Below are 23,112 nucleotides of genomic sequence, written 5' to 3' on the forward strand. Positions count from 1 at the left end.
AGTGCCGGATTTTGCGCCATTATTCGGAAATATGGGAGACGGTAGTGCCGCGCGTCGGGAGCGGTTTTTCGTGCCCGACCGTGATAATCACGCCCGATCACCCATGTGTTCAGTGAGTTGTTTGGACGCACTGCACTGCACCCTATTCTTTTCGTCCCATGCATCAAGCTCGTCCACTGGATAGAGCACCGCTTTGCCGACTTTGACGAACGACGGACCAAGACGCATGGCGCGCCAATTTCGAAGCGTCCCAGCCGAAATACCGCCGCGGTAGCGTTCAACCACTTCGTCAGTCGTAAGATATTTGCTGTCTGCCACTACCGCCTCCATCCGCCGCGACGGCTAAGGCCGTTACGCCGCGTCTTGCGTTGATCATGCGGTAGTCTGTCGAGGTTCGCTCCGGGGCTTTGTTTCACGCGCCCGAGCCTGGTACCTCACGCTTCCGCATGGACATACATGCAGCGCAATTCGGCGCGACGAAAGATGTCAGAGGCAGGTGTCGCAAAAACGGATACCGTAGAGGCCACTTGGGCGGGGTTGACTGCGCCGCCTTTCGACGACGGTGCTAGGTGCCGGACAGGTGCTACGCCACGACGGTATCACCATCGATCGCGGTTGACCGCTTCAATTTGTGATCTCAGTTCGCTCGGCTATTCCTTTAACGACGCACCCAGCCCACCTCCAACAGATGGCGTTTGACAAACAGCAGGGTCCCTTATATCCATGTTCCTGATATTAGGGGAGGAGAACCCATGTCTTACATGCTTCGTGGACTTCTTGTCGGTGCAGGCGTCGCCTTTGGCGCCGCCTCCGCATATGCCGATCCGATCCGGATCAACTTTGTTCCGACGACGGATGGGCTAACGCTCTATGTCGCCGCTGACCAGGGAATGTTCGAGGAGCGCGGGCTTGAGGTCGAACTGGCGCCGGCACCCAATCCCAGCGTCATGATCAGTGCGCTTGCCGCCGGATCCTCCGACATCGGTCACACGGTGGTCATCCCTGTGCTTGCTGCTTCGCAGGCAGGCATTGAACTTTCCATCGTGGCCGGCGCTTCCGGCTTTCCGAGTGTCAGTCCGCCGACTGTTGGCGTGATCGCGAAAGAAGGCAGCGACATCCAGTCGCCCAGGGACCTTGAAGGCAAGCCCATCGGTGTCGTTGGTCTGGAATCGTATCATCAGGTCATGGTTCAGCGTTGGATGGAAGAGAACGGTGCCGACTATTCATCTGTCCGCTTCGTCGAAATGGCCTTCCCGCAGATGCAGAACCTGCTGAACAGCGGCAATGTCGATGCCGTGGTGGCAGTTGATCCCTTCTACTCGCGCATGATCAACGAAGGCATCGGCTACACTTTCGGTGACTTTGTGGAGACCATGCCAGATGGTGTTCCGATCGTCGCCTTCGTCTCGCTGCGCGAGTGGGCGGAAGCCAACCCCGACAAGGTAACCGCCTTCCGCGAGGCGCTGAGCGAGGCGAACGAATTCATCCAGGCGAACGAGGACGAAGCACGGCGCAGCCTGGCCAAGTGGACCAACCTTCCCGAGCCTGTCGTGGCGACAGCGCGGTGGGGCAGTTATTATGCAGAGATTACCGAAGAAGGCGTCGGCTACTGGGTTGATCTGATGCGCGATCAGGGTTTGATCGGCGGCAGCATCGAGGCCGCGGACCTGATCCCTTCGGTGTTCCAGTAAAGCATCCAGCATCTCTGCGGCCGGCAGTCCGGTCCGCACACAGAACTCGCGCACAAGCTGAAGAAGCCATGAATCTCTACAGTTCGGCAAGTGAGCTGGCCCGTGCCGTACGCGCTCGCAAAATTGGCGCCCAGGAATTGCTTGATGCCTATCTTGTGCGTGTCGACAAGTTGAACCCTGAGCTGAATGCCATCGTGGTGCGCGTTGATGACGAGGCGCGCAAAGCGGCACGTGATGCCGAGAAGGCGGTCGCATCGGGCGATGCGCTGGGTCCCTTTCACGGCGTCCCGATGACCGTGAAGGAATCATTCAGTCTCGCTGGCACGCCCACGACCTATGGTTTGCCGCCCTTCAGGGACAACATTGCAGGTGAGGATGCCCTCGCGGTGAGGCGCCTGAAGACGGCCGGTGCCATTGTTTTCGGCAAAACCAACGTTCCGCCTGCGCTTGCCGACGCGCAAAGCGCAAACCCGATCTACGGGCGCACCAACAATCCCTGGGCGCTCGACAGGACGCCGGGGGGCTCGTCAGGCGGCTCGGCTGCCGCCCTTGCAGCGGGACTAACGGCGCTCGAACTCGGGAGCGATATCGCATCATCGCTGCGCAACCCGGCACATTATTGCGGTGTCTACGCCCACAAGCCGACCTACGGCCTCTGCTCGTCGGAAGGTCACTGGCTGCGTAGACGTCACGCGCTAGGTGACATCTCGGTTATCGGCCCAATGGCTCGGAGCGCCGAAGATCTGGAGACGGCTTTCGCCGTCATTGCCGATCACAGCCAAGGGCCGTCCGGGGCAACGATCCGGCCGCATGAAGTATCGATGGCATCTTTGCGTGGGCTGAAGGTCGCGGTTGTAACGAACGATGACTACGCGCCGGTCGATCGCTGCATTGAAAACGAGATATCGAAGCTTGCAGCTTTCCTTTGCGAGGAAGGCGCCGAGGTGGCGATCGACGCGCGGCCAGACCTCGAGAGCCAACGCGTTCACCTTGTCTACGAACTTCTGATGCGCGCGGCTATCTCGCAGGAAATCTCGGATGAGGAGGTCGCTGCCTTCGAAGCGGAGAAGCTCGACGACACACGGCCCACGAGCCAGCTTCGCTCGATATTCCTCGACGGCGTCAGCATGAGCCATCGCGCTTGGCTCAGGCTAAACGAAGAGCGCCAAGCCATGTACCACAAATGGCATGAATTCTTCACCGGATACGACGTGCTCCTGTCTCCCGTGCTCGCCACTCCCGCTTTCCCCCATGACGATCGGATCCCCGCCTGGCGCACTTTGACGGTGAACGGCGTGGAGACTGAGTTCGGGCGCCAGCTCTTTTGGGCTGGCTACACCGGCGCCTTCTACCTGCCGAGCACCGCTGTACCCATCGGGCTTTCCGATGGTGGCCTGCCGATCGGCATCCAGATCGTTGGTGATCGGCTCGATGATCTCAAATGCCTGCGGTTTGCCAGACTGCTGGAAGAGCGCTATCGCGCCTTCCAGTCGCCTCCCGGTTATCCACCGGAGTTGGCGACATTCAATCGGGAAGGGGCGAAGGGTTGAACGCGTTGCTGAGCTTTGAAGAGTCGGGCGTGACGTTCGGGGCAAAGCAAGTCCTGTCCGGCATCGACCTCGAGATCGCCGAAGGCGAATTTGTCTGTGTTGTGGGCGCTTCGGGTTGCGGCAAGACCACCATGCTTCGCCTCTTCGCCGGTCTTCTCGCGCCGACGCGGGGCAGGGTGTGCTATGATGGCAAGCCGTTGCTCGGGCCACGCCCTGAGATCGCGATCGTCTTTCAGGACTACGGCAAGGCGCTTCTGCCGTGGCGAACCGTATATGGAAATGTCGAGCTTGTGCTCGAGACTGCCGCCACGCCGCGCCGCGAGCGTCCGGCCATGATAGCGCATCTTCTGGATCTCATGGGTCTTTCTGACGACGGGGACAAGTTCCCCTCAGAGCTATCCGGTGGCATGCAGCAGCGGGTCCAGATAGCGCGTAGTCTGGCTCAAAAGCCGCAGGTGCTGTTGATGGACGAACCGTTCGGCGCGCTGGATGCGATGACCCGGCAAGGTCTCCAGGATGAACTGCAGCGCCTGATGATGAAGCAGCGCATGACCGTGTTCTTCGTCACGCACGACCTGGAGGAGGCGATCTATTTGGCCGACCGCGTCATCGCGTTACGTCGCAATCCCGGCCGGATAGGCAAGGTATTCGACATCAAGATCGCCCGTCCACGCGATCAGGTGGCGACCCTCGAGGATCCGGAATTCCTGCGAATCCGCCGCGAACTCTACGATTTCATCAAGGACGCTGAGCTCGAGCCGTCAGCATGAACTGGCGTGGCGCTATCTTACCCGTCAGCCTCATCGCGGCGGCTCAGCTCACGGCCTGGACCCGGGGGGTGGAGAGCGATGCCTTGGCGAGTCCGGGGCAGATATCGCTGGCGGCGCTGAGAGCCCTCGCCGACGGCTCACTTCTCACGGCCACGATTGAGACGCTGGCAGCGGCTCTGGCCGGGCTGGCGCTTGGCGGAGGGATCGGCGTGCTTTTCGGTATCTTCCTCGGATTGTGGCCATTGCTCAACCGTTTGATGGTCGTGTCGATCGAACTGGTGAGACCGGTACCCTCCGTTGCGATTATTCCGCTTTTCATGCTCGTCTTCGGCCTCGGTTTCCGTCTCGAGATCGCCGTCGTTGCTTTCAGCGTCCTTTGGACGGTGCTCGTCTTGACCCGCAGCGCAGTCGCCAATATCGAGCCGCGGCTGATCGAAGTTGCGTGCGTGTTGGGATTGAGCCCCATCCAGACGATTTGGAAGATTGTGCTGCCCTCTGCGCTTCCCCGCATCTTCGTGGCGCTGCGGCTGGCGGCAACGGTATCGCTGATCGTGGCGGTTACAGTCGAGGTGGCGGTCAACCCGCTAGGGCTCGGCTACGGAATGCAGATCGCCCAGCAAGCGCTAAGACCCGAGATCATGTTTGCCTATCTGATCTGGCTCATTCTCGTCGGCTGGACGTTCAACTTCGTGCTGCTGCGCCTTGAAGGCGGCGTCCTTCGCCGCCTCAATTACACGAGGAACACAAGATGAACCGGCGCGATTTGTCTCTCGGGCTGGGGAGTATCGCCGTTACGGCAATTCTTGTCGTGATATGGCATCTCGTCGCAGCGAACCGTCTCGTTGCCCCCGTTTTTTTGCCCGCGCCGGGAGCCGCGTTCGATGCGCTGATGCGGGGCTTTGAAACCGGCCGGTTGTCCTCGTCAACTTACTCGACTATTGAGCGGATTTTTCTCGGCTGGCTGCTCGCTTCTGTCCTCGGCATCGCGCTGGGCGCCTGGATAGGGTTGTCCAGCTTTGCCAGAACCTATGTGACGCCCACTCTGGAACTCCTGCGCCCGCTTCCTGCCTCGGCGGCAATTCCCGTTGCGATCACCTTTTTCGGCCTCTCTGATACGATGGTGCTGGTCTCCGTCGGCTTCGGCGCGTTGTGGCCGATGCTACTTGGGACGGCCTACGGAGTGGCTGCGGTCGATGTCAGACTGGTCGAGGTCAGCCGCGTGATGAGGCTTAGCAGATGGCACTATCTGCGCATGATCGCGCTGCCGAACGCAATGCCTGACATATTAGCGGGCATGCGCGTTGGTCTCGTCGTTGCGCTGATCATCACCGTCGTGGGCGAGATGCTGACGAGCCGGCCCGGGCTAGGACAGTTCGTGATGCTGGCCGCGCGCAGCTTTCGCTCCGCCGACCTTTATGCCGGGATCATCCTGCTCGGGTTGATCGGTCTGGTTTCAGCACTGGCGCTGGCGCAGCTTGAGGCCAGGCTGCTGCGCTGGCGGGGTCGATAAAGTCTGCATCGCGAGTCGACTTACCGCGTAGCAGAAGTAGTGCGCCGCGATCTCGTGTGGTGAGGGCGGACTCGTCAGAACTGGAATGAGCGAGATCTCCGCCTTTGTGCAAGGGCAGCATATTTATCTTATGCGTATACACGCAAAAGTAGCAAATGCCGCAAGACCCAGCATTTGGAATGCCGGATGCCAACGTGCCCGGAGGTTTGGAAATACGTGGCTCAGTCGCCGTCAAAGCCGGAGAGGGACTGAGCTTTGGCGATGTTCGAAAAAGGACCCAAGGGCTCGCGTTTCCTACCATCGCCTGAATACCGGCCGCTCATCGTCATGCACCTAGCAAAGGTCCGCGAGGGATCGTCCGGCCTTGGCGATATGGTTATCGCAAGCAAATATTGCGGATGGGTCTTTCTGACGACAAACTTTCAGCCGCAGCGACAATGCCGGGCGCGTCAATCTGATAATGGCGGTAGAGGTCGGCGATAGTGCCGGTCTGCCCGAAATGCTCTACGCCGAGCGATCGAGTGCGATGACCAACCACTGAACCCAGCCATGCGAGAGTGGCTGGATGGCCGTCGATGACGGTGACGATGCCGCAATGTGCCGGCAGTCTTGAAAGCAGTCGCTCGATATGGCTACGTGCATTGCCCGCACCGGCTTCACGCGCGCGTTGCGCAGTGCTCCAGCCAGCATTAAGCCGATCGGCGGATGTTATCGCGAGGAGACCGACATCGCGGCGATCTTCTCCCATCATTTCCACCGCCTCGATTGCTTCGGGCGCGACTGCGCCGGTGTATGCCACGATCACTTGCGGGTTCGGACCTGGTTCACGCATCCAGTAAGCGCCGTTGATGATGTCGGCTTCGAGGTGTGGAGGGATTTCGCGCTTCGGCTGTTCGACGCTGCGTGTCGACAGGCGCAAATACACCGAGCCGCCAGTGGAGTCGCGCAGCCAAGTCGAGCTATGGGGCAGGGGCTCACCGGCACGCTGCATGTATTCGAACGCCCATCGCATTAATATCGCGAGTTCGTCGACGAAGGCGGGCTCGAAGCTGGCAAGGCCATCTTGCGCCATGCCGATCAACGGTGTTGCAATCGATTGATGTGCGCCGCCTTCCGGTGCCAGGGTGATACCGGAAGGTGTCGCGACGATCATAAAACGCGCATCCTGATAGCAGGCGTAATTGAGTGCATCGAGGCCTCGCTTGATGAAAGGGTCGTATAGTGTTCCTACCGGTACCGCTCGCCGAACGAAGGGATGCGTTCGGCCTTGAACAGGTCGGCGGTCGTCTCTTTCGAGAAGAGGCCTCGCCGATTGACCCATGCCCCGAGATTTGTCGAGACGGTAACGTCCGCTCGGTGGTGACGGTGCGTTTGGCGAACTCATTATCGCACTTGGCAATCTCGTGCATGACAAGGCCGAAGCCTTGCTGGGGCGACATCACCGATTGGGGGCCGAGCTCGAGTTTGTCAGGCATGGATGTCCGCACTGTGGTCTCGGGTCATGTGCACATGACCGCGAGCGGGACCTACCGCGGCATCCCGTTCAGCAATTTCGCCGGCAATCCTTATTCGATCGAGCCGACGCTTCAAAGCCCATCCGGTAACCTTCGCAGATCGCTCGTCCCTGCGTTCCCTCTCGGGACACCGCCCACGTCACCTGATTGGAACGTGGGGGGAGACATCGAAATCGGCGTAACCGGTCCCGGTGCACTGAGCATCGAGGGCGGCGGCACGGTTACCACGACAGTTGGCGTTCTCGGTCTCACTTCGGCCTCCACCGGAACGGCGATGGTGACCGATCCTGGCTCCACCTGGTCGAACAGCGACGTTCTCATTGTCGGCGTTCAAGGCTCCGGCACGCTGATCATCGAGGAAGGCGGCGCAGTTAGTAATACTGATGCCTACATCGGTCATGCCTCGGTTGCGGGCACAGCGACGGTCACCGGTGCCGGGTCCGTCTGGGCGAACAGCGAAGCATGGACACTTTCCGGCAGACCGTAGAGAGACTTCGGCTTTGGAATAGCCGCATCCTGGGAAGTCTCACGTTTGTTTCTCTCGTCTTGGCCGGGACATTTTGCTGATTCCGGCTCATGCCGGTTGTCACGGTTCATAGACATCACTGTTCCTCCAGTTTGAATGGTAGAAGCGGGCATGTTACGGCTAAATCACCACCTTGATGCAGCCGTCCGTCTTGTCGCGAAAAGCCTTGTAAAGGTCAGGGCCGTCCTCCAGCGAGGCGCGCGGTAAGGGTCGCGCGGCCGAGACACTGGCGAGGTGGAACTGACGGTCATGGCGCTTCGTTCGACTTCAAATGTCGGCGCTCGCTTGCCGGCGACGCGACTGTGTCAAGTATTCCGGCCGGTTCACGTGCTTCGACTCCACGCCTTGGCGGATACTCCAGCAACAAAGGTACGATGTCGTCGACGGCACCCGGCCCGGGCGACCGATGCCGTCTTCCGAAGAACCTAGCCCACAGCCGCTGCAGCATGTTCGCACTCCCGGATAAGCGGGCGTCAAACCGGCGTCCGGCATAATTGTTCCTTGCCTCCTCACTGGGCTACTAGTCGGCACTTAGCCGAACCAGTCGATCCCCGGGCGCGTGATCATCAACCAGAAGATCGCAAGCACCGCTGCAAAAGCGGGAAAGCGGAAGATGAACCAAATGCGAAAGAGGAGGTTGTATCGCTCAGGCAACGCAATGTTTGCCGCAACTGCCGCGTTTGCGAGCCGACGCATCTCCATCTGGATCCAAACGACGGGCAGCCAGAACAGGCCCGTAACGATGTACAGCAGGATCGAAAGAACGATCCATCCTTCCCCCAGAGAGTAGCCGGCATGCCAGCAGGGCGACGCCGGTGAGCGCAAGCGCCGGCGGCTAGGTCGATCTGCGAGTGGACTTTCCTCTCTTCCTCCCTTGCAAGTTTTGTATATGCTGACAATATACAATCATGATTGCGTGGGACAGAATCGTTGGCTTCGACTGGGACGACGGCAACGCGCGCAAGAGCGCCGACAAGCACGATGTCAGCCAGATCGAAGCCGAGCAGGTGTTCGTCAACGAACCCCTGCTGACGGTTCCCGACGTGAAGCACAGCAGCGCCGAGCGGCGCATCCATGCCCTCGGGCGCACCGATGACGGGAGGCTGCTGCACATCACCTTCACGCTTCGGGAAGATGGGAAGAAACTGCGGGTGATTTCAGCCCGCGATATGAGCCGCAAGGAGCGGAGCTATTATGAACAGGGCATCTGACACGATACCGAAGTTCGCGAGCGAGGCTGAGGAACGGGCTTTCTGGGAAAGCCATGACTCCAGCCAGCACATCGATTGGAGCAAGGCCGAAAAGGTGCGGCTGCCGAATCTGAAGCCTTCGTCAACATCAATTTCGCTGCGATTGCCCAATACGCTTCTGGAGCGGATCAAGGTTGCGGCTGGCAAGCGTGATGTCCCGTATCAATCGCTTATCAAGGTCTGGCTTGCCGAGAAGCTCGATACGACCGGTCCGCAACGCTGACCGTAACATGTGAAAAGAGCCGCGTGCTTGGCAGATCTCCGCGATGGGGTTCCGTCCGTTCCTTGCTTCAAAATGACACGTTCTGCGCCAGCCTTGGAGACTGGCTAGCGCGGAGCATTCCACTTCTGGCCGGTCTCGTTTTTTTTAATAGTTACATCATTTCAAATGCGCTTCCGCAGTCGCTGGCGGTGCGAGGTGAAGCTGGTCGTGGCTCTCAGGCCGGCCGAGGTGATAGCCCTGCGCCATGTCGATGCCGAGACGTCTCAGAAGCGAAAGCTGCTCGGCCGTCTCGACCCCTTCGACGAGGATGGTATGCCCGCGATTTCGTATCAGGCGTACGATATCTTGAAACATGTCGTAGCCGCGTTCCGTCTCGCAATCGTGCAGGAAGGAACGATCGATCTTGACCGTATCGAAATCGATCCGCCTTAGCCATGACAGGCCCGCAAAGCCCGTTCCGAAGTCGTCGAGCCAAATATCGATGCCAAGGAGCTTCAGGTCGGAAATGCACCGCAGCACCTCAGGGTGGAACTCCATTTCCAACCCTTCGGTGATTTCAAAGGCGAGCCGGCTACCGGGCACGCCTGTCTCGCCCAGTATTGTCGCTACCGAGGCTGCGAAGCCCGGCATCTTCAATTGTACCGGCGAGACGTTGATGCTGACGATTCGCACGAGATCGTTGGCGACGATTTCTCGGCAGGCCGATCGGATCGCCCAGCGGCCGAGCTCGAGAATCGTGCCGGTCCGCTCGGCGACCGGAATAAATAGGGTCGGCGGTACGGCCGTGCCATCGAGCGTCTTCAGCCGCATCAACGTCTCGAGCGCGACTATGCGTCCGCTGCTCACATCGAGTATCGGCTGATATACGAGGGAGATGAGGTCGCGCTCGACCGCGATCTTGAGAAGGGCGGCGATATTGTCGCTTTCGTCGCTGCTCTGCGGGTCGCTCGGGTCGAACAGGTAGCTGCAATTGCGGCCGTTCGCCTTGGCGAGATAGAGAGCCCGATCAGCTTCGTGGATGATACGCTCGAGTTTGGCGTCGGTGTGCGCGCGTGAAATTGCCGCGCCGATACTGACGGTAACGGTGTCGATGCCGTCGCGTCGCTGTTGATGGCGAAGCGCACGTTCTTGCACGGCCAGCCGCAATTCTTCCGCCTGGGCCAGCGAATCCTCGGGCGAGGTGAGCAGCGCCAGCACGATGAACTCTTCGCCGCCGTAACGACCGAGCGTTGCGCCGGGCCGGATCGTCTCCCGCAGCGCCTCTGCCACTTCGATCAGGCAGGCGTCGCCCTCCTGGTGCCCGTAGCAGTCGTTGAAGCGCTTGAAGAAATCAACGTCGATCAGCATGGCGACGAAAGCTTGCCCATGCTGCTCCCAACCCGTCCACAGCGTACGCAGGCGGTCGTTGATCGCGCGGCGATTGTCGAGTCCCGTCAGGGGATCGGTGCGCGACAGCCGCAGCAGTTCCTTGCCGCGTTCGGCCGCTGCTGCTTGCTGGTTACGCGCTTCGAGTTCGTTGACGAAGACGTTGAAGCGCTCGTGATTGAGCCGCCAGTTCACATAAGACGTGAACAGGAAGCAGGAGACGTAGAAGACCCCGAAGGAGAGCTGATACGCCGGGCTTTCCGAAAAATAGCCGAGGATGACAAACAGCGAGGCCGCCAGCATCAGGCCGGAAACCAGCAATGAAAACCCGAACCGGAAGCTGAAGAAAAGATTGGCGCTCATCATGAAGATCGCGCCGAAGACGACATAGTGCGCGATGACGTCGGTCTCGCTCGTCGTGATCGCCGTAAACAGCCAGCCGAAATAGGCGACGACGAGAGCCGTAGCGCAGGTGACATCCATGCGCGCCGCCGAAACGTTGGTCCGAAACTCGTATTCGACAAGGACGAGCGTCGCCAGCCCGACCACAATGCGCACCGCTATGGTCAAGGCGGCGACGTCCGAGATCAGGATTGCATCGGTGATCGCAAAGCTGACATAGACCACAACCGCGACCCAAAGCCCATGCCGGATGGCCCGACGGCGAAGCTCTTCGCGGTCGATGTGGTAAAGCTTCTTCAAGCGCACCAGCGACGGGTCTGCAGAGCGCTTCTGCAAATCGCCAGCGAGCATATTGGGCCTTACCTTGCTCATGCGTCTTTCACCGCCCGCCATGGCTCCATTGCGGCGACACCGCATGGCACATGCGGCTCACAGAGCACGCGTGTTGAGGCAATCTTCGCGGCAGCACCAAAATATTCGGTTAAGGCGACTATCCCCCGCGTCGACGACGTTAGAAATTCGTTTAAGAAAATCAACAAAATTAAATTAAACAAGTTACAAATATTGCGGATGCGTCAGGTGGCGCATAGTGTTCCCGAACACGCGCCATTGAGTGGAGTTAAATGCAAGATAGACCAGTCTTCGACGGGGAAAGCCTCATCACGTCACAAGCCGTCGCGGCTGATATCGCCGCCCGGTATCCAAGCGATCAGCAAGAACGTCCCACCGATGCGATGGCTGAACTCGCGCTTGTCCTGCACACCGCGCGTCTGCGCTTCGAACAAGGCAAGGACCCGGTGCAGACGATGCGCTGGACGGTGGATGCGCTGCACAAGTTGCGTCGCCGGGTGGCCCCCGCCATCTGGCGCGAATTGATCCCGGTAGCGCAGCACCATCCGGTTGCGGACTACTTTCATCAGGACCCGTTCACGCGCTGGTCTTTCGAAAAGCCACGCGGCTATTCCGGAGACGCACAACTCCTCGATTTCATTTACCAACACGAGAGCGCACTGCAGTCTGCGGCCGACTCGACGCCGATCGGCAGCGCGCTCTATGACTACAGCAAGTACTATCCGTCTTGCGTGGCGGTTCGAGAACGCCGCGACAACCTCGCGCGGATGGTCGACCAGGTGGCCGCGGCGCGCGGGGGCGATGCTGAAATCCTGGCAATCGCATCGGGCCACCTCCGCGAAGCAGAACATTCTGTCGCGCTCAGAAGCGGTCAGATCAAGCGATGGGTTGCGCTCGACCAGGACCCGATGAGCGTCGGTTCCGTGGCCCGCGATTTCGTCGGCACGCCGGTCGATGCGATCGACGGATCGGTTCGCGGCCTCCTGACGGACGCCTACAAGCTTGGAACGTTCGACTTTATCTATGCTGCCGGACTCTACGACTATCTGACCGACCGCGTCGCCATTCGGCTGACGCGCCGTTGCATGGAAATGCTGAAGCCGGGCGGCACGATGCTGTTCGCCAATTTCTCGCCTGAAGTGACCGATGACGGTTACATGGAAACCTTCATGGACTGGACTCTGCTTTTGCGCTCCGAAGCGCAGATGTGGAAAATCATCAACGGCACGGTCGATCGCAACGCGGTCGACGCCGAAGTGTTCTTCGGCGAGAACCGCAACATTGTGTATGCCACGATCACGACGCCCGCATGAAATCTAATGGTGCATCCAGATGGATGCACTGAAACTCTTCGACTTCGACTTGAGGGCAAGTGCGGCCCGTTCGAGGAGGTTGCCTGTTATCGGGTCTGAAAAGTGGCCTGCGGTTTTCGGCTTATTCCGATGCTCAAACAAAGAGATAGATCGCCACTCGTGCGTCCGCAAGGATGCACGGCGATCTAGTTTTGCTGCACCACCTCGAAGCGGTCAGCAAGATTCAGAAAATACCGAGTGTGCCGGCGTTCGCCGATTCTTGTCAGAGCCTTTTTGGCAACGAGGTCCTGCAAATCCCTGGTTGCGGTGGCCCGCGACGTCTTGGTGATGGCGATATAGTTCTCGGCGCTGAGGCCACCTTTGAAGCCATCAATGCCTTCCCGGAACATGCGGGCGATCATCTTCTCCTGGCGCTCGTTGAACTGGCCGCGAAAACGCTCATAGAACTTCGCCTTAGCAACGGAAAACTCCACCCGCGTGAGCGTGACACGCTGCGCCTCCAGAATGGTTTCCGCAAAGTAGACGAGCCAGTCGGTGATCTTGTTATCCCGACTGCTGATTTCCAGCATCCGGTAATAGGTCTTGCGGTGGCGCTCAATCGTCCAGGCAAGTGAGATCAGGCTTGGCTCACCAAGATTTTGCGCGAGCGCCTTCTCCGAGAGAGCGCGGCCGATACGGCCATTGCCATCCTCGAAGGGATGGATGGATTCGAAATAGAGGTGCGCTATGCCGGCGCGGGTCAGGGCCGGCAAAGATACTTTTCCTTTCGGTGACGTATCGTTGAACCAGGTGATGAACGTATCCATCTCCGACCTGACGCGACTCGATGGCGGCGCTTCGAAATGCACCCTGGGTTCGTCCAGCCTGTTCGAGACGATCTGCATTGCATCGGCGTGCTCGCGGTAACGGCCGACCACCTCGACGCGACGTTCCCCCGTCATCAGCATCTTGTGCCAGTTGAACAGGGTTCTATCACTGAACGGATCGAAAAAATGGAGGTAGACATCCGCCATCATTTCGGCGATGCCGCGTTCCGCGGGCGGGATACGTTTGCCGTCGTTCCCGAGCCCGAGTTGCTGACGAAGGGATGACTGAACGCTGTCGCGATTCAGATACTCGCCTTCGATCGCGGATGTCTTGAGGGCTTCCTCGCTGATAAGATCAATGCGAAGCTGGTCCCGTTCATCGGGGCTGACGTGGCGGAATACACCAAGGAATTCGCCAGAGCGCAGCAGGAATTCGCGCTCCAGCGGTTCCAACGCCTGCGTATCATAGCTAAAATGCGGCCAGTCGGGCTGTTCCCAGTTCCACGTCATGAGCTATAGAGCGCCTTTCTATAGCTCATGATAGCGCATCACCATGAGTTATAGAAATGAAATCTATGCCTTAGCCGCCAAGAAATCCGCTTTGCTGAGGCAGCGAGCCGGACGAAGGAGCCAAGGTCGCGCTGTTCCTGCTCTCGGATCGTTCCAACGTTGCTCACGGGCGCAGGACTTCTGGCTGACCTTTGGCGGTGAGGGTGAATCGCAGCAATCTCCCGTCTTCGGGCCGATAGCCTCAATGCTTATGGCCAAGCAAGAGGACAGCGCATTCTTGATAGTGGTTGCAAATTGACTTTCATGCAAGTAAGCACTGCGCGATCCTTAGTTGTCGGAGATGATCATGAATAGGCAGTGGCAGCTTGCGCGGCGGCCCGTGGGCGATCCGTCTTCCGGCGATTTCCGGCTGGTTGAAACGGCAGTTCCCGAGCTTGCCGCATCCGGCTCGGTGCTTCTGCACAATCGCTATCTCTCGCTCGATCCCTATATGCGCTGGCGGATGAACGATGCGAAATCCTATGCGCCGCCGGTTGCCATCGGTGACGTGATGGTTGGTGCCACGATCGCGGAAGTCGTCCAATCGAATGATTCCGGTTTCGAGCCCGGCACGCTCGTGCTCGCCGGCGGAGGATGGCAGGACTACGCGGTTGCGAAGGCGGCGACGCTGCGCGCGATCGACACGTCGGTCGCCGATGCGCCCGCTTTCCTGAGTGTGCTCGGAAGTCCCGGCTTCACCGCCTATGCGGGCCTGATGAAGATCGGGATGCCGAAAGCCGGCGAGACAGTCGTTGTCGGGGCCGCCACCGGGCCGGTCGGATCGATGGTCGGCCAACTGGCCAAGCGCCTCGGATGCAGGACCGTCGCGATCGCCGGCGGGGGGGAGAAGTGCAAGCTTGCGATCGAGCATTTCGGTTTCGATGCGGCGGTCGATCACCGCGACCCTGATCTCGCCGCAGCACTTGCGACGGCGTGCCCGAATGGCATCGACGTCTATTTCGAGAATATCGGCGGGCGCGTCCTCGACACCGTCGTGCCGCTCCTGAACGACTTCGCGCGCGTGCCGGTCTGCGGGCTCGTGTCGCAATACAGCGACGAGGGGAGCTATCCGGACGAAACCCGTCTCGCCTTGCTGATGCGCGACGTTCTGGTGAAGCGTTTGACGCTGCGTGGCTTCATCGTCACGGATTTCGCGCAGTATCGCGACGAGTTCATCGAGCTTGCCGCTCCGCTCGTCGCCAAGGGTGAGATCGCGCGGCTCGAAGATGTGGTGGATGGACTTGAGAACGCACCCGATGCGTTTCTCGGCCTTCTCAAGGGCCGGAACCGGGGCAAGCTCGTCATCAAGCTCTGACCGGCGGCTAGCTCCGCGCTTCAGCGGTGGATGACCACATCGTCGGCCGGCGTCGCGCGCGCGTCCAGCAGGAAATCGCAGACGGCCGATATCTGCGCATCGAGCATCTCGCGACCGTAGACGGTGACGCATCCGCTCTCCTCGGCAACCTTCAGGAGCCGAGTGCGGTCGGGGTCCATGATCGCGTCCATGACCGCGATGTGCGCCGGGATGCGATCCAGTTCCAAGGGCATGCGCGTCTCGTCCAGCATGCCGACGGGTGACGCGTTGACCAGAACGTCGACCGCATCGAGATTGGGCAGGCCTTCCGAGACGATCGTCCGGGGAAACGCCGCGCGAAGTTTTGCCACGATGTCTGCGCTGCGCGTCGCGTCGGGCTCGTGGATGTACAGAATTGCTGGTTCCTGCCGGGCGATCGCGCCGGCGATCGCGGCACCCGCACCGCCGGCTCCCAGAAGCAGAATGCGTTTGCCCGACAGGGTGACGCCGCGCTTCAGTAAGGCCGACACGCAGCCCGCGCCATCGAACATCTCGCCGATCCACTGGTCGTCCAGGGATCGCGCGAGAACCGACACGCCATCGCTGAACTTGGCAAGCGGCCCGACGCGCTCCAGATGGCGGCGCGTGCGACCCTTGTGCGGCACGGTGATGACGAGGCCGTCCAGGTTTTCGAGTTTCAGCAGTTGCGGAAAGACGGCGTCGAAATCGTCGGGCTTGACGTGCAGTGGAAGGAGGATCGCGTTGATGCCGCGTCGGCGCAGCTCGAAGGTGACGGTTTCCGGCGACCTGACCTGTTCGATCGGATGGCCGAGGATGCCGTAAAGACGCGTGTGGCCATCGACGAAATCCACAGAACCGGCGCGCTGCGGCCTTGGGGTTATGATGTTCATGCCTCGGCCTCGAGCATTTTTCCTGGGTTCATGATGTCATGCGGGTCGATGGCGCGCTTGATGGTGCGCATAAGCTCCATCGTCTCGTCGCCATGTTCGCGGCGCAGATATTTGCGCTTTTCCTGGCCGATCCCGTGTTCGCCCGAACAGGTCCCGTCCATTGCGATGGCGCGTTCGACCATGCGCCCGACGAAGGCCTTCACCGTTTCGATCTCGCCCGCATCGCTCATGTCCACCAAGGGCTGGACGTGGAAATTCCCGTCGCCGACATGGCCGACGATCGGGGCTATCAGCCCGAGTTCGGTGATTTCGCGCTTCGTCTCCTCGACGCAGTCGGCAAGCCGCGAGATCGGCACGCAAACGTCTGTCGGTATTGGCCTCGCTCCCGGCCGCAGCCCAAGGCATGCCCAGTACGCATCGTGCCGCGCTTTCCAGAGAGCGGTGCGCTCTTCCAGTTTTTCGGACCATGCGAAGGGCCCGCCGCCGAACGCCTCGGCGATTTCGCCGAAGCGTTCGGACTGTTCGGCGACGCCGGCGGGCGTGCCGTGGAACTCGACCAGGAGCAGGGGGCTTTCCGCTAGGCCGAGCCCGGAATAACGATTGACGGCCTGCACCGTCAGCTCGTCCAGCAACTCGATGCGGGCGACCGGGATCGCGCTCTGGATCGTCGCGATGACCGCGTCGCATGCGCTGCGCACCGTCGGGAAAGCGCAGGTTCCCCCCACCACGGCTTCGGGAATCGGAGAGAGGCGAAGGACAAGCTCGGTGATGATGCCGAGCGTGCCTTCCGAGCCGACGAAGAGCCGTGTCAGATCGTAGCCCGCCGAGGATTTGCGGGCGCGCCGCGCGGTCCGAGCGATCTCGCCATTCGGCAGCACCGCCGTCAGCGCGACGACATTGTCGCGCATCGTTCCGTAGCGCACGGCGTTCGTGCCCGACGCGCGCGTTGCGGCCATGCCGCCGAGGGATGCGTCCGCGCCAGGATCGATTGGAAAGAACAGGCCGGTGTCGCGCAGATGCTCGTTCAGGGTCAGGCGGGTGACGCCGGGCTGGACGCGACAGTCCATGTCCTCGGCGTTGACCTCCACGATGGCATTCATGCGCGAGAGGTCGATCGATATACCGCCTTCCGGCGCATTGACGTGGCCCTCGAAGGACGAGCCCGCGCCGAAGGCGATCATCGGCACCCGATGGGCGCCGCAGATCCGCGCGATCTGCGCAACCTCTTCGGTCGAGTCTGGAAAGACCACCGCGTCGGGCAACTGGCTTACCATCCATGTCAACTGGCTGGAGTGCTGCCGGCGGACGGCCTCCGCCGTCGACAGCCGATCGCCGAACGAAGCCGCGAGTTCCGCTATCGCATCCGCGTAACCAAGGTCGCGCTGATGCTTCGCCTGATGTGTCGTCGTGTCCATCCGTGCTCCTCCACATCTTCCTCATATCGCATATTGACCTACATGCAAGTCAGGTTTATGCAGCCTTGGTCATTCGGGAGGAGAGACGATGCAGGACGCTGACTTTCACGTCGCCATTGGCGACACGGTGAGCTTTTCGAAGACCGTCAGCGAGAGCGACGTCTATCTGTTTGCGGGCATCACGGGAGACCTCTCGGATGTGCACTGTAATGAAGAGTTCATGAGCAAATCGGCCTTCGGCCGCCGCATCGCCCACGGCGTGCTGTCGATGGGGCTGATGTCCACGGCATCGACGCTGATGTTCACGCCGCACGTCAAAAAATATGTCGGCTACACGCCGGTGTCCCAAGGTTACGATCGCGTGCGCTTCATGGGGCCTGTGTTCTTCGGCGACACGGTCACGATCACCTACACGATCGCCAAGCTGGAGGGAGACCGCCGCCGTGTCCTGTCGGAGGTGACTGCCACCAACCAGCGCGGCGAGACGGTGGCCGGCGCGACGCACATCATGCGCTGGGTGCCGGTCGAAGCGCCCGCCAGGGAAGCCGCGCAATGACGGGGGCGCGCAGGATAGCACTGGTCACCGGAGGCAGACGCGGCATCGGCCGAGCCATCGCCTATGCGCTGGCCGACCGAGGTTTCGATGTCGTCATCAACGATCTCGAACGCGATGCATCTGCGGACGAAACGCTGGCCGGCATCGCGGAGCGGGGCGGCAAGGGCGCCTTCGTCACCGGCAGCGTTTCCGATATCGATGATCATGAACGGATCGTCTCCGAAGCGTGGGACGCGTTGGGGCCGATCGCGTGCCTCGTCAACAATGCGGGCGTGCAGACCGCCTATCGCGGCGACATGCTGGACGTTCCCGTCGAGAGCTTCGACCGCCTGATATCGGTGAATTTGCGTGGTTCCTATTTTCTCACGCAGCGGATCGCCAAGCGGATGATCGCGCAGCCGGTTACTGAACCGACGCGGCCGGATCGATCCGTCATCTTCATCTCGTCGGGCAACGCCGTCATCGCGACACAGGCCCAGGCCGACTACTGCATCTCGAAGTCGGGGATCGCGATGATGGCAACGCTCTACGCGCTGCGTCTGGCGGAGTACGGCATCGCCGTTCACGAGGTGCGGCCCGGCATCATCAAGACGGACATGACGGCGGACGTCTTCGAGAAGTACGACAACTGGGCGCGGTCCGGCGGGTTTCCGCTGGCACGCTGGGGCGAGCCGGAGGACGTCGGCAATACAGTCGGCGTGTTGGCTGCGGGGCTTCTGCCGTACTCGACCGGACACGCCTTCCATGTGGATGGCGGCATTCATATCAGGCGCACATAGGCGGCCCTAGCCGATCCCGTTCGCTTGGCTGCGAAGGATCGGCGCAGCTATGCCAGGAGGAAGAATGTACGGACTTGAAGGCCGGCGCGCGGTCGTGACCGGCGCAGCATACGGGATCGGACTGGCCATTGCATCGCGATTGGTCAAGGAAGGGTGCGCTGTCGCCCTTTGGGATATCGACGCGGCGAGCCTCGAGGCGGCGAGGGCAGACCTCGCGCGACAGGGCGCGCTGGTGACGACGCATCTGGTCGACGTGTCGGATCTCGGGCAGACGTCCCGGGCGCTCGATGCCACGATATCAGACTGGGGAGCAGCCCCCGACATCTTCGTGAACAATGCCGGCATCGGGCAGGTCGCGTCGATCCTCGACGCAACGCCGGAGGATTTCGAGCGCACGATGCAGGTCAATGTGCGCGGCACCTTCAATTGCTGCCATCTCGTCGCCCCGTTAATGTGCGATCGCGGCAACGGCAACATTGTCAACGTGGCGTCGTGGTTCGGGAAGTCGGGACGGCCGATGTCGCTCGCCTATTGCGCATCGAAATTCGCGATCATTGGCATGACCCAGTCGATGGGGCTCGACCTCGCCAAGACCGGTGTGCGCGTTAATGCCGTTTGCCCGGGCACGATCGCCGACACCCGCATGCGCGAGCAGGCGGACGAGGCGGCGCTCTCGAAAGGCCTGCTGCCTGCCGCGGACCGCGAGCACCTGATACCGCTGGGGCGGCTCGGGAAACCCGAGGATGTCGCGCGCGTCGTCGCTTTTCTGGTTTCGGAGGAGGCCGGTTATATGACGGGTCAATCAATCAATGTTACCGGCGGGTTGTGGATGAACTAGTCCGTCGCTCACGCATGGCGTCGCGGCGGGTCTTGACATAAGATGGCGTTTCGCACTTACTGACGTGTAAGTATGCAGATCATGCATCGACACGTGTTCGCAGCGAAACGGACACCGGGAGGAAATCGTGTTCGAACTGACGGAATACCTCATTCGAGGAGCGCTGCTTGGCGTCACCTACGGGCTTCTGGCCTTCCCGGTGAGCCTTCTTTTCTCGACGACCGGCTCGGTTGACGTCGCACTTGGCGCTTATGCCGTTTTGGCCGCCGCCGTCATGTTCGTGGTCGGCGGGCCAACGGGCGTCGTGCTGGCAATCGGCGCCGCGGTGTTCGCCTCGATGATCGTCGGCGTCATCTCCATGCGCCTGAACCGCCCCGGCGCGGTCGAGCATGTGATCGCGGTGCTCGGAACGTTCGGTCTCGCGACCTTCATCGAATCCTTCATCCTGACGTTCTTCGGCACGAGCCCGATGATCAGGCAGCCCTTCGCCACCTTCTGGGACATCGGCGGTATTCGCATCAGCCCGCAAATGGGCATCAACCTGGTCGTGTGTCTCGCCATCCTCTCGATCCTGTTCGTCGTCCTCCAGAAGACGCCGTTCGGCCGATCGATGCGGGCAAGCGCGGTCAACCCCATCGGGGCGGCGCTCAACGGCATTCCCGTGAAGCAGATCTGGTTCTCGACCTATGTGCTGGGCGGCCTGCTTGCTGGCGTTGCGGGCGTGCTCATCCTCTTCACGACCGGGGCCGACTACAGCACGGCCTTCACATTGACCATCTGGGGCTTCGGCTCGGCGATCATCTTCGGCATGCGCAGCCCGCTGCGCGGCTTTGCCGGTGGCCTGATCATCGGCATCGTCCAGGCGCTCAGCTCCGGCTACCTGCCCGGCGGCCTCGCCACCGGCGCGCCACTGGTCTTCATCTTCATCATTCTGTCGCTCGGCCGGATGAACCAGATTTCCGCAACGGGAGGGCGCGTCTGATGCGCAAGACACTACTGTCCCGCATGATGCCGGCACTCGTGCTGCTTGCCATCATTGTCGCGCTGACGCCCATCATCGGCGGCAGCCCCTTCTGGCTTGACAACTCCGTCCTCGTGGCGATCTTCGCGCTGCTCGCGCTCTCGGTCGGTATGGCCTACGGGCAGGCCGGTATCCTGTCGATGGCACCGGCGGCGTTCGGGGCGATCGGCGCGTTCGCGACGTCGATCATCACGGTGCGCTACGGACTGTCGCCGCTGGTCGGGCTGGTGCTTGCGCTGATCCTGCCGATGCTGCTCGCTTATCCGATGGCCCGCGCGATCACGCGGCTTTCGCCGTTGCCGCTCTCCATCGCAACCCTGCTCCTGAGCCTCGTTCTGGAGCTTGCAATCCGCGAGGGCGGCGACTTCACCGGCGGCTATATCGGCATCTCGGGCATCCCGACGCTCTGGTTCGCGGAAAGCCTCTTTTCGATGCACGTCCTGAGCTGGTTGCTCGTGATCGGCGTCATCGTGCTCTACGCCAACCTGACGGATTCGGCGATCGGCCGCGCGGTCAAGACCGCCCAACACGACCCGCTCCGCGCCACGGCCGACGGTGTGAACGTTCCGGCACTGCTCGCCGTCTACTTCGCGCTCTCGGCGTCGGTCGCCGGCCTGGCAGGCTGGCTCTATGCGCATCATCTGACCTATATGGGGCCGGATTCCATGACCATGCACGTGTCCATCCGCATCGTGTTGATGGCGGTCATCGGCGGGGCGTCCACCTTCCTCGGGCCGGTGCTCGGCGCGGCATTCCTGACGCTCATCACGCTCTATCTGCCGGCTGCGGAAACGCAGGGCATGATCTTCGGCGCGGTCCTGATCTTCGTCCTGCTGGTCGCCCCGAACGGCGTTCTGGGCACCAACTGGAAGAAGCTCCTTACACCCGCAGCAAAGCGCACGGAGCGACCTGCCGAAGCGCGTGGAGGTGTCGCATGACCATCGAAGTCAACGACGTCACGGTTCGCTTCGGCGGCGTCACGGCCCTCAAGGACGCGTCGCTGACGCTCGAAAAAGGGCGCATTCTGTCGATCGTCGGGCCGAACGGCTCCGGCAAGAGTACGATGTTCAACGCGATCACCGGGATGGTGAAGCCGACCGCCGGAACCGTGAAGGTGGACGGCGAGCGCATCGACGGGCTTCCCGCCTATCGCCGCATTGCGCTGGGTCTCGCGCGAACATTCCAGACGCCGCGCTTCGACCCGAAAGTGACCGTCGAGGAGGCCATCATGTGCGGCTTCTATCCGGTGCACAAAGCGAGCATCTTCGGGTCCATGCTGCGCAGTCCCTATGCTGCCGGCGAGGAAGAGCGCTTCCGCAGCCGGTGTGACGAGATCCTCTCCGATTTGCGCCTCTCGGACTATCGGTCGCTTCAGATGAGCGAGCTTCCGATGGGCCGTGTCCGTCTCGTGGAAGTGGCGCGCGCGGTCGCCAACGAGCCCAAATACATCCTGCTGGACGAGCCGGCGGCGGGTCTGGCGCGTGATGAGCAGCGGATGCTCGCCTACGAAGTCCGGCGGCTGGCAGAACGCGGCGTGGGCGTGCTTCTCGTCGAGCACAATTTCAATCTCATTCGGGAACTCGCCGAGCATGTCGTCGTCCTCAAGGACGGCAGTGTCCTGCTTGAGGGAACGCCCGAGGAGATCGCCAAGGACCGTGCCTTCGTTGAAGTCTATCTGGGGAGCGCCGGTCGATGACAGCCATGAGCAAGGTGGTGGATTTCGAGACGGATACGCGGCCGGTCGTCATGTCCTGCAAGGGCATATCGGCGCGCTACAGCCGCATCACGGTGGTGTCGGGTGTCGATCTGACGCTGCGGGCCGGCGAGATGCTGGCGGTGCTCGGTCCCAACGGAGCCGGGAAGAGCAGCATGCTCGGCTCGATCGCGGGCATCGTCAATGGTGGCGGCGACGTGATCGTCCGGGAGCGGAGCATCGGCAAGATGAGCGCGCATGCCAAGGCGGCCAACGGCATCGCCTTCGTGCCGGAGCAGCGTGGCAACATCTTCCCGACCATGTCCGTCCGCGAGAACATCGATGTCGGCCTACGGCTCCTGCCGCAGCAGGCGCGCGAGGAACAGCGCGAGTTCATTCTCAGCCTGTTCCCGATCCTGAAGCAGCGCGACCAGGCCATGGCCGGGGTGCTGTCGGGCGGCGAGCAGCAGATGCTGGCCATCGGGCTTGCGCTCGGCCGCAATCCCGATGTGCTCATCCTCGACGAACCGAGCCAGGGGCTGGCGCCGGCGGTGTTCGACATCCTCGAACGCGCCTTCGACATCCTGAAGTCGCGCGGCCTGGCATTGCTGCTGGCCGAGCAGAACGTTCCCTTCGCCGGCCGCGTCGCCGATCGCTACGTGATCCTGTCATACGGCCAGATCGTGCGCAGCGGCGGCAAGGAGGAACTTGAGAATCCGGAGGAGCTCGCGGACGCCTTCATGGGCACAGCGAACGGATAACGCCGCCTCGTCGGCATTGAAACC

22 protein-coding genes and 3 pseudogenes are annotated in these 23,112 nt (G+C 61.3%); 17 read left to right on the forward strand and 8 right to left on the reverse strand.

The annotated features are described in order from the left end of the window. Window positions 1-87: 87 nt before the first annotated feature. On the reverse strand, window positions 88-318 hold the full coding sequence (locus tag AAFN55_RS24380; RefSeq protein ID WP_347801598.1) for a helix-turn-helix domain-containing protein: 231 nt from the start codon (window positions 316-318) through the stop codon (window positions 88-90). Window positions 319-752: 434 nt separating this feature from the next. Here AAFN55_RS24380 and AAFN55_RS24385 point away from each other — a divergent pair, with 434 nt between their 5' ends. The 5 genes from AAFN55_RS24385 to AAFN55_RS24405 all read left to right on the forward strand — a co-directional run bounded on the left by AAFN55_RS24385 (window position 753) and on the right by AAFN55_RS24405 (window position 5,521). Further along, entirely contained in the window at window positions 753-1,691 is a 939-nt protein-coding gene (locus AAFN55_RS24385; protein WP_347801599.1) for an ABC transporter substrate-binding protein, read from the forward strand. Between the two features lie 68 nt (window positions 1,692-1,759). Then, window positions 1,760-3,241 carry an amidase gene (locus tag AAFN55_RS24390; RefSeq protein ID WP_347801600.1) on the forward strand — a complete coding sequence of 494 codons (1,482 nt, stop codon included), beginning with the start codon at window positions 1,760-1,762 and terminating at the stop codon, window positions 3,239-3,241. Next, window positions 3,238-4,011 carry an ABC transporter ATP-binding protein gene (locus AAFN55_RS24395; protein WP_347801601.1) on the forward strand — a complete coding sequence of 258 codons (774 nt, stop codon included), beginning with the start codon at window positions 3,238-3,240 and terminating at the stop codon, window positions 4,009-4,011. Before AAFN55_RS24390 ends, AAFN55_RS24395 begins: the two co-directional genes overlap by 4 nt. Further along, window positions 4,008-4,763, forward strand: a complete 756-nt coding sequence (locus tag AAFN55_RS24400) for an ABC transporter permease subunit (protein ID WP_347801602.1) — start codon at window positions 4,008-4,010, stop codon at window positions 4,761-4,763. Before AAFN55_RS24395 ends, AAFN55_RS24400 begins: the two co-directional genes overlap by 4 nt. Further along, entirely contained in the window at window positions 4,760-5,521 is a 762-nt protein-coding gene (locus tag AAFN55_RS24405) for an ABC transporter permease (RefSeq protein ID WP_347801603.1), read from the forward strand. The genes AAFN55_RS24400 and AAFN55_RS24405 overlap by 4 nt, the downstream gene beginning before the upstream one ends. A 376-nt stretch (window positions 5,522-5,897) precedes the next feature. Here AAFN55_RS24405 and AAFN55_RS24410 read toward each other — a convergent pair. Further along, window positions 5,898-6,960 (reverse strand): annotated as a pseudogene (locus AAFN55_RS24410) (transketolase); the annotation flags it as partial. A gap of 34 nt (window positions 6,961-6,994) precedes the next feature. Between AAFN55_RS24410 and AAFN55_RS24415 the strand changes: the two are divergent. Then, entirely contained in the window at window positions 6,995-7,522 is a 528-nt protein-coding gene (locus tag AAFN55_RS24415; RefSeq protein WP_347801604.1) for a hypothetical protein, read from the forward strand. Window positions 7,523-7,681: 159 nt separating this feature from the next. Here the strand turns inward: AAFN55_RS24415 and AAFN55_RS24420 are convergent. Then, window positions 7,682-7,762 (reverse strand): annotated as a pseudogene (locus AAFN55_RS24420) (alcohol dehydrogenase); the annotation flags it as partial. 330 nt (window positions 7,763-8,092) lie between these two features. Further along, window positions 8,093-8,362: pseudogene (locus tag AAFN55_RS24425) on the reverse strand (DUF2269 family protein); the annotation flags it as partial. A gap of 107 nt (window positions 8,363-8,469) precedes the next feature. Between AAFN55_RS24425 and AAFN55_RS24430 the strand changes: the two are divergent. Next, on the forward strand, window positions 8,470-8,772 hold the full coding sequence (locus AAFN55_RS24430; RefSeq protein WP_347801605.1) for a BrnT family toxin: 303 nt from the start codon (window positions 8,470-8,472) through the stop codon (window positions 8,770-8,772). Then, window positions 8,756-9,034, forward strand: coding sequence for a BrnA antitoxin family protein (locus AAFN55_RS24435; RefSeq protein ID WP_347801606.1), 279 nt, complete (start codon window positions 8,756-8,758; stop codon window positions 9,032-9,034). The genes AAFN55_RS24430 and AAFN55_RS24435 overlap by 17 nt, the downstream gene beginning before the upstream one ends. A gap of 156 nt (window positions 9,035-9,190) precedes the next feature. Here the strand turns inward: AAFN55_RS24435 and AAFN55_RS24440 are convergent, their stop codons facing one another. Next, window positions 9,191-11,152 (reverse strand): GGDEF and EAL domain-containing protein, encoded by a 1,962-nt coding sequence (locus AAFN55_RS24440; RefSeq protein ID WP_347801851.1) that lies wholly within the window; start codon window positions 11,150-11,152, stop codon window positions 9,191-9,193. Between the two features lie 272 nt (window positions 11,153-11,424). On the opposite strand from AAFN55_RS24440, the gene AAFN55_RS24445 reads away from it, so the two are divergent. Further along, on the forward strand, window positions 11,425-12,465 hold the full coding sequence (locus AAFN55_RS24445; RefSeq protein ID WP_347801607.1) for a class I SAM-dependent methyltransferase: 1,041 nt from the start codon (window positions 11,425-11,427) through the stop codon (window positions 12,463-12,465). Between the two features lie 185 nt (window positions 12,466-12,650). On the opposite strand, the gene AAFN55_RS24450 is transcribed toward AAFN55_RS24445, so the two are convergent. After that, a complete protein-coding gene (locus tag AAFN55_RS24450) occupies window positions 12,651-13,781 on the reverse strand; it encodes a Fic family protein (RefSeq protein WP_347801608.1) in 1,131 nt (376 codons plus the stop codon). Window positions 13,782-14,127: 346 nt separating this feature from the next. Here AAFN55_RS24450 and AAFN55_RS24455 point away from each other — a divergent pair, with 346 nt between their 5' ends. After that, entirely contained in the window at window positions 14,128-15,135 is a 1,008-nt protein-coding gene (locus AAFN55_RS24455) for an NADP-dependent oxidoreductase (RefSeq protein ID WP_347801609.1), read from the forward strand. A 20-nt stretch (window positions 15,136-15,155) separates the two neighbouring features. Here AAFN55_RS24455 and AAFN55_RS24460 read toward each other — a convergent pair whose 3' ends face one another. Next, window positions 15,156-16,025 (reverse strand): hypothetical protein, encoded by an 870-nt coding sequence (locus AAFN55_RS24460; RefSeq protein WP_347801610.1) that lies wholly within the window; start codon window positions 16,023-16,025, stop codon window positions 15,156-15,158. Then, complete coding sequence (locus AAFN55_RS24465; RefSeq protein ID WP_347801611.1) at window positions 16,022-17,440, reverse strand: FAD-linked oxidase C-terminal domain-containing protein; 1,419 nt, start codon at window positions 17,438-17,440, stop codon at window positions 16,022-16,024. The genes AAFN55_RS24460 and AAFN55_RS24465 overlap by 4 nt, the downstream gene beginning before the upstream one ends. Before the next feature lie 88 nt (window positions 17,441-17,528). Between AAFN55_RS24465 and AAFN55_RS24470 the strand changes: the two genes are divergently transcribed. The 7 genes from AAFN55_RS24470 to AAFN55_RS24500 all read left to right on the forward strand — a co-directional run bounded on the left by AAFN55_RS24470 (window position 17,529) and on the right by AAFN55_RS24500 (window position 23,088). Further along, on the forward strand, window positions 17,529-17,996 hold the full coding sequence (locus AAFN55_RS24470; protein ID WP_347801612.1) for a MaoC/PaaZ C-terminal domain-containing protein: 468 nt from the start codon (window positions 17,529-17,531) through the stop codon (window positions 17,994-17,996). Continuing rightward, window positions 17,993-18,775 (forward strand): 3-ketoacyl-ACP reductase, encoded by a 783-nt coding sequence (locus AAFN55_RS24475; RefSeq protein WP_347801613.1) that lies wholly within the window; start codon window positions 17,993-17,995, stop codon window positions 18,773-18,775. The genes AAFN55_RS24470 and AAFN55_RS24475 overlap by 4 nt, the downstream gene beginning before the upstream one ends. 64 nt (window positions 18,776-18,839) lie before the next feature. Beyond that, on the forward strand, window positions 18,840-19,613 hold the full coding sequence (locus AAFN55_RS24480; protein ID WP_347801614.1) for an SDR family NAD(P)-dependent oxidoreductase: 774 nt from the start codon (window positions 18,840-18,842) through the stop codon (window positions 19,611-19,613). Window positions 19,614-19,740: 127 nt separating this feature from the next. Then, window positions 19,741-20,595 carry a branched-chain amino acid ABC transporter permease gene (locus AAFN55_RS24485; protein ID WP_347801615.1) on the forward strand — a complete coding sequence of 285 codons (855 nt, stop codon included), beginning with the start codon at window positions 19,741-19,743 and terminating at the stop codon, window positions 20,593-20,595. Beyond that, the gene (locus tag AAFN55_RS24490) at window positions 20,595-21,572 is read left to right on the forward strand and encodes a branched-chain amino acid ABC transporter permease (RefSeq protein ID WP_347801616.1); all 978 of its coding nucleotides are present in this window, start codon (window positions 20,595-20,597) and stop codon (window positions 21,570-21,572) included. Before AAFN55_RS24485 ends, AAFN55_RS24490 begins: the two co-directional genes overlap by 1 nt. Further along, window positions 21,569-22,330: an ABC transporter ATP-binding protein gene (locus AAFN55_RS24495; RefSeq protein ID WP_347801617.1), complete on the forward strand. Its 762-nt coding sequence runs from the start codon at window positions 21,569-21,571 to the stop codon at window positions 22,328-22,330. The genes AAFN55_RS24490 and AAFN55_RS24495 overlap by 4 nt, the downstream gene beginning before the upstream one ends. Continuing rightward, on the forward strand, window positions 22,327-23,088 hold the full coding sequence (locus AAFN55_RS24500) for an ABC transporter ATP-binding protein (RefSeq protein WP_347801618.1): 762 nt from the start codon (window positions 22,327-22,329) through the stop codon (window positions 23,086-23,088). Before AAFN55_RS24495 ends, AAFN55_RS24500 begins: the two co-directional genes overlap by 4 nt. Window positions 23,089-23,112: the final 24 nt, after the last annotated feature.

Origin of the sequence: Mesorhizobium sp. CAU 1732 (genome assembly GCF_039888675.1) — a bacterium.
In the GTDB taxonomy this organism is placed as follows: domain Bacteria; phylum Pseudomonadota; class Alphaproteobacteria; order Rhizobiales; family Rhizobiaceae; genus Aerobium.

What these genes read in the sequence shown, in the direction of transcription:
- AAFN55_RS24455 (WP_347801609.1), top strand. Translation starts at nt 14,128, where the DNA reads ATGAATAGGCAGTGGCAGCTTGCGCGGCGGCCCGTGGGCGATCCGTCT.
- AAFN55_RS24465 (WP_347801611.1), bottom strand. Translation starts at nt 17,440, where the DNA reads ATGGACACGACGACACATCAGGCGAAGCATCAGCGCGACCTTGGTTAC.
- AAFN55_RS24475 (WP_347801613.1), top strand. Translation starts at nt 17,993, where the DNA reads ATGACGGGGGCGCGCAGGATAGCACTGGTCACCGGAGGCAGACGCGGC.
- AAFN55_RS24400 (WP_347801602.1), top strand. Translation starts at nt 4,008, where the DNA reads ATGAACTGGCGTGGCGCTATCTTACCCGTCAGCCTCATCGCGGCGGCT.
- AAFN55_RS24385 (WP_347801599.1), top strand. Translation starts at nt 753, where the DNA reads ATGTCTTACATGCTTCGTGGACTTCTTGTCGGTGCAGGCGTCGCCTTT.
- AAFN55_RS24430 (WP_347801605.1), top strand. Translation starts at nt 8,470, where the DNA reads ATGATTGCGTGGGACAGAATCGTTGGCTTCGACTGGGACGACGGCAAC.
- AAFN55_RS24435 (WP_347801606.1), top strand. Translation starts at nt 8,756, where the DNA reads ATGAACAGGGCATCTGACACGATACCGAAGTTCGCGAGCGAGGCTGAG.
- AAFN55_RS24405 (WP_347801603.1), top strand. Translation starts at nt 4,760, where the DNA reads ATGAACCGGCGCGATTTGTCTCTCGGGCTGGGGAGTATCGCCGTTACG.
- AAFN55_RS24495 (WP_347801617.1), top strand. Translation starts at nt 21,569, where the DNA reads ATGACCATCGAAGTCAACGACGTCACGGTTCGCTTCGGCGGCGTCACG.
- AAFN55_RS24500 (WP_347801618.1), top strand. Translation starts at nt 22,327, where the DNA reads ATGACAGCCATGAGCAAGGTGGTGGATTTCGAGACGGATACGCGGCCG.
- AAFN55_RS24490 (WP_347801616.1), top strand. Translation starts at nt 20,595, where the DNA reads ATGCGCAAGACACTACTGTCCCGCATGATGCCGGCACTCGTGCTGCTT.
- AAFN55_RS24480 (WP_347801614.1), top strand. Translation starts at nt 18,840, where the DNA reads ATGTACGGACTTGAAGGCCGGCGCGCGGTCGTGACCGGCGCAGCATAC.
- AAFN55_RS24390 (WP_347801600.1), top strand. Translation starts at nt 1,760, where the DNA reads ATGAATCTCTACAGTTCGGCAAGTGAGCTGGCCCGTGCCGTACGCGCT.
- AAFN55_RS24460 (WP_347801610.1), bottom strand. Translation starts at nt 16,025, where the DNA reads ATGAACATCATAACCCCAAGGCCGCAGCGCGCCGGTTCTGTGGATTTC.
- AAFN55_RS24440 (WP_347801851.1), bottom strand. Translation starts at nt 11,152, where the DNA reads ATGCTCGCTGGCGATTTGCAGAAGCGCTCTGCAGACCCGTCGCTGGTG.
- AAFN55_RS24450 (WP_347801608.1), bottom strand. Translation starts at nt 13,781, where the DNA reads ATGACGTGGAACTGGGAACAGCCCGACTGGCCGCATTTTAGCTATGAT.
- AAFN55_RS24445 (WP_347801607.1), top strand. Translation starts at nt 11,425, where the DNA reads ATGCAAGATAGACCAGTCTTCGACGGGGAAAGCCTCATCACGTCACAA.
- AAFN55_RS24470 (WP_347801612.1), top strand. Translation starts at nt 17,529, where the DNA reads ATGCAGGACGCTGACTTTCACGTCGCCATTGGCGACACGGTGAGCTTT.
- AAFN55_RS24415 (WP_347801604.1), top strand. Translation starts at nt 6,995, where the DNA reads ATGGATGTCCGCACTGTGGTCTCGGGTCATGTGCACATGACCGCGAGC.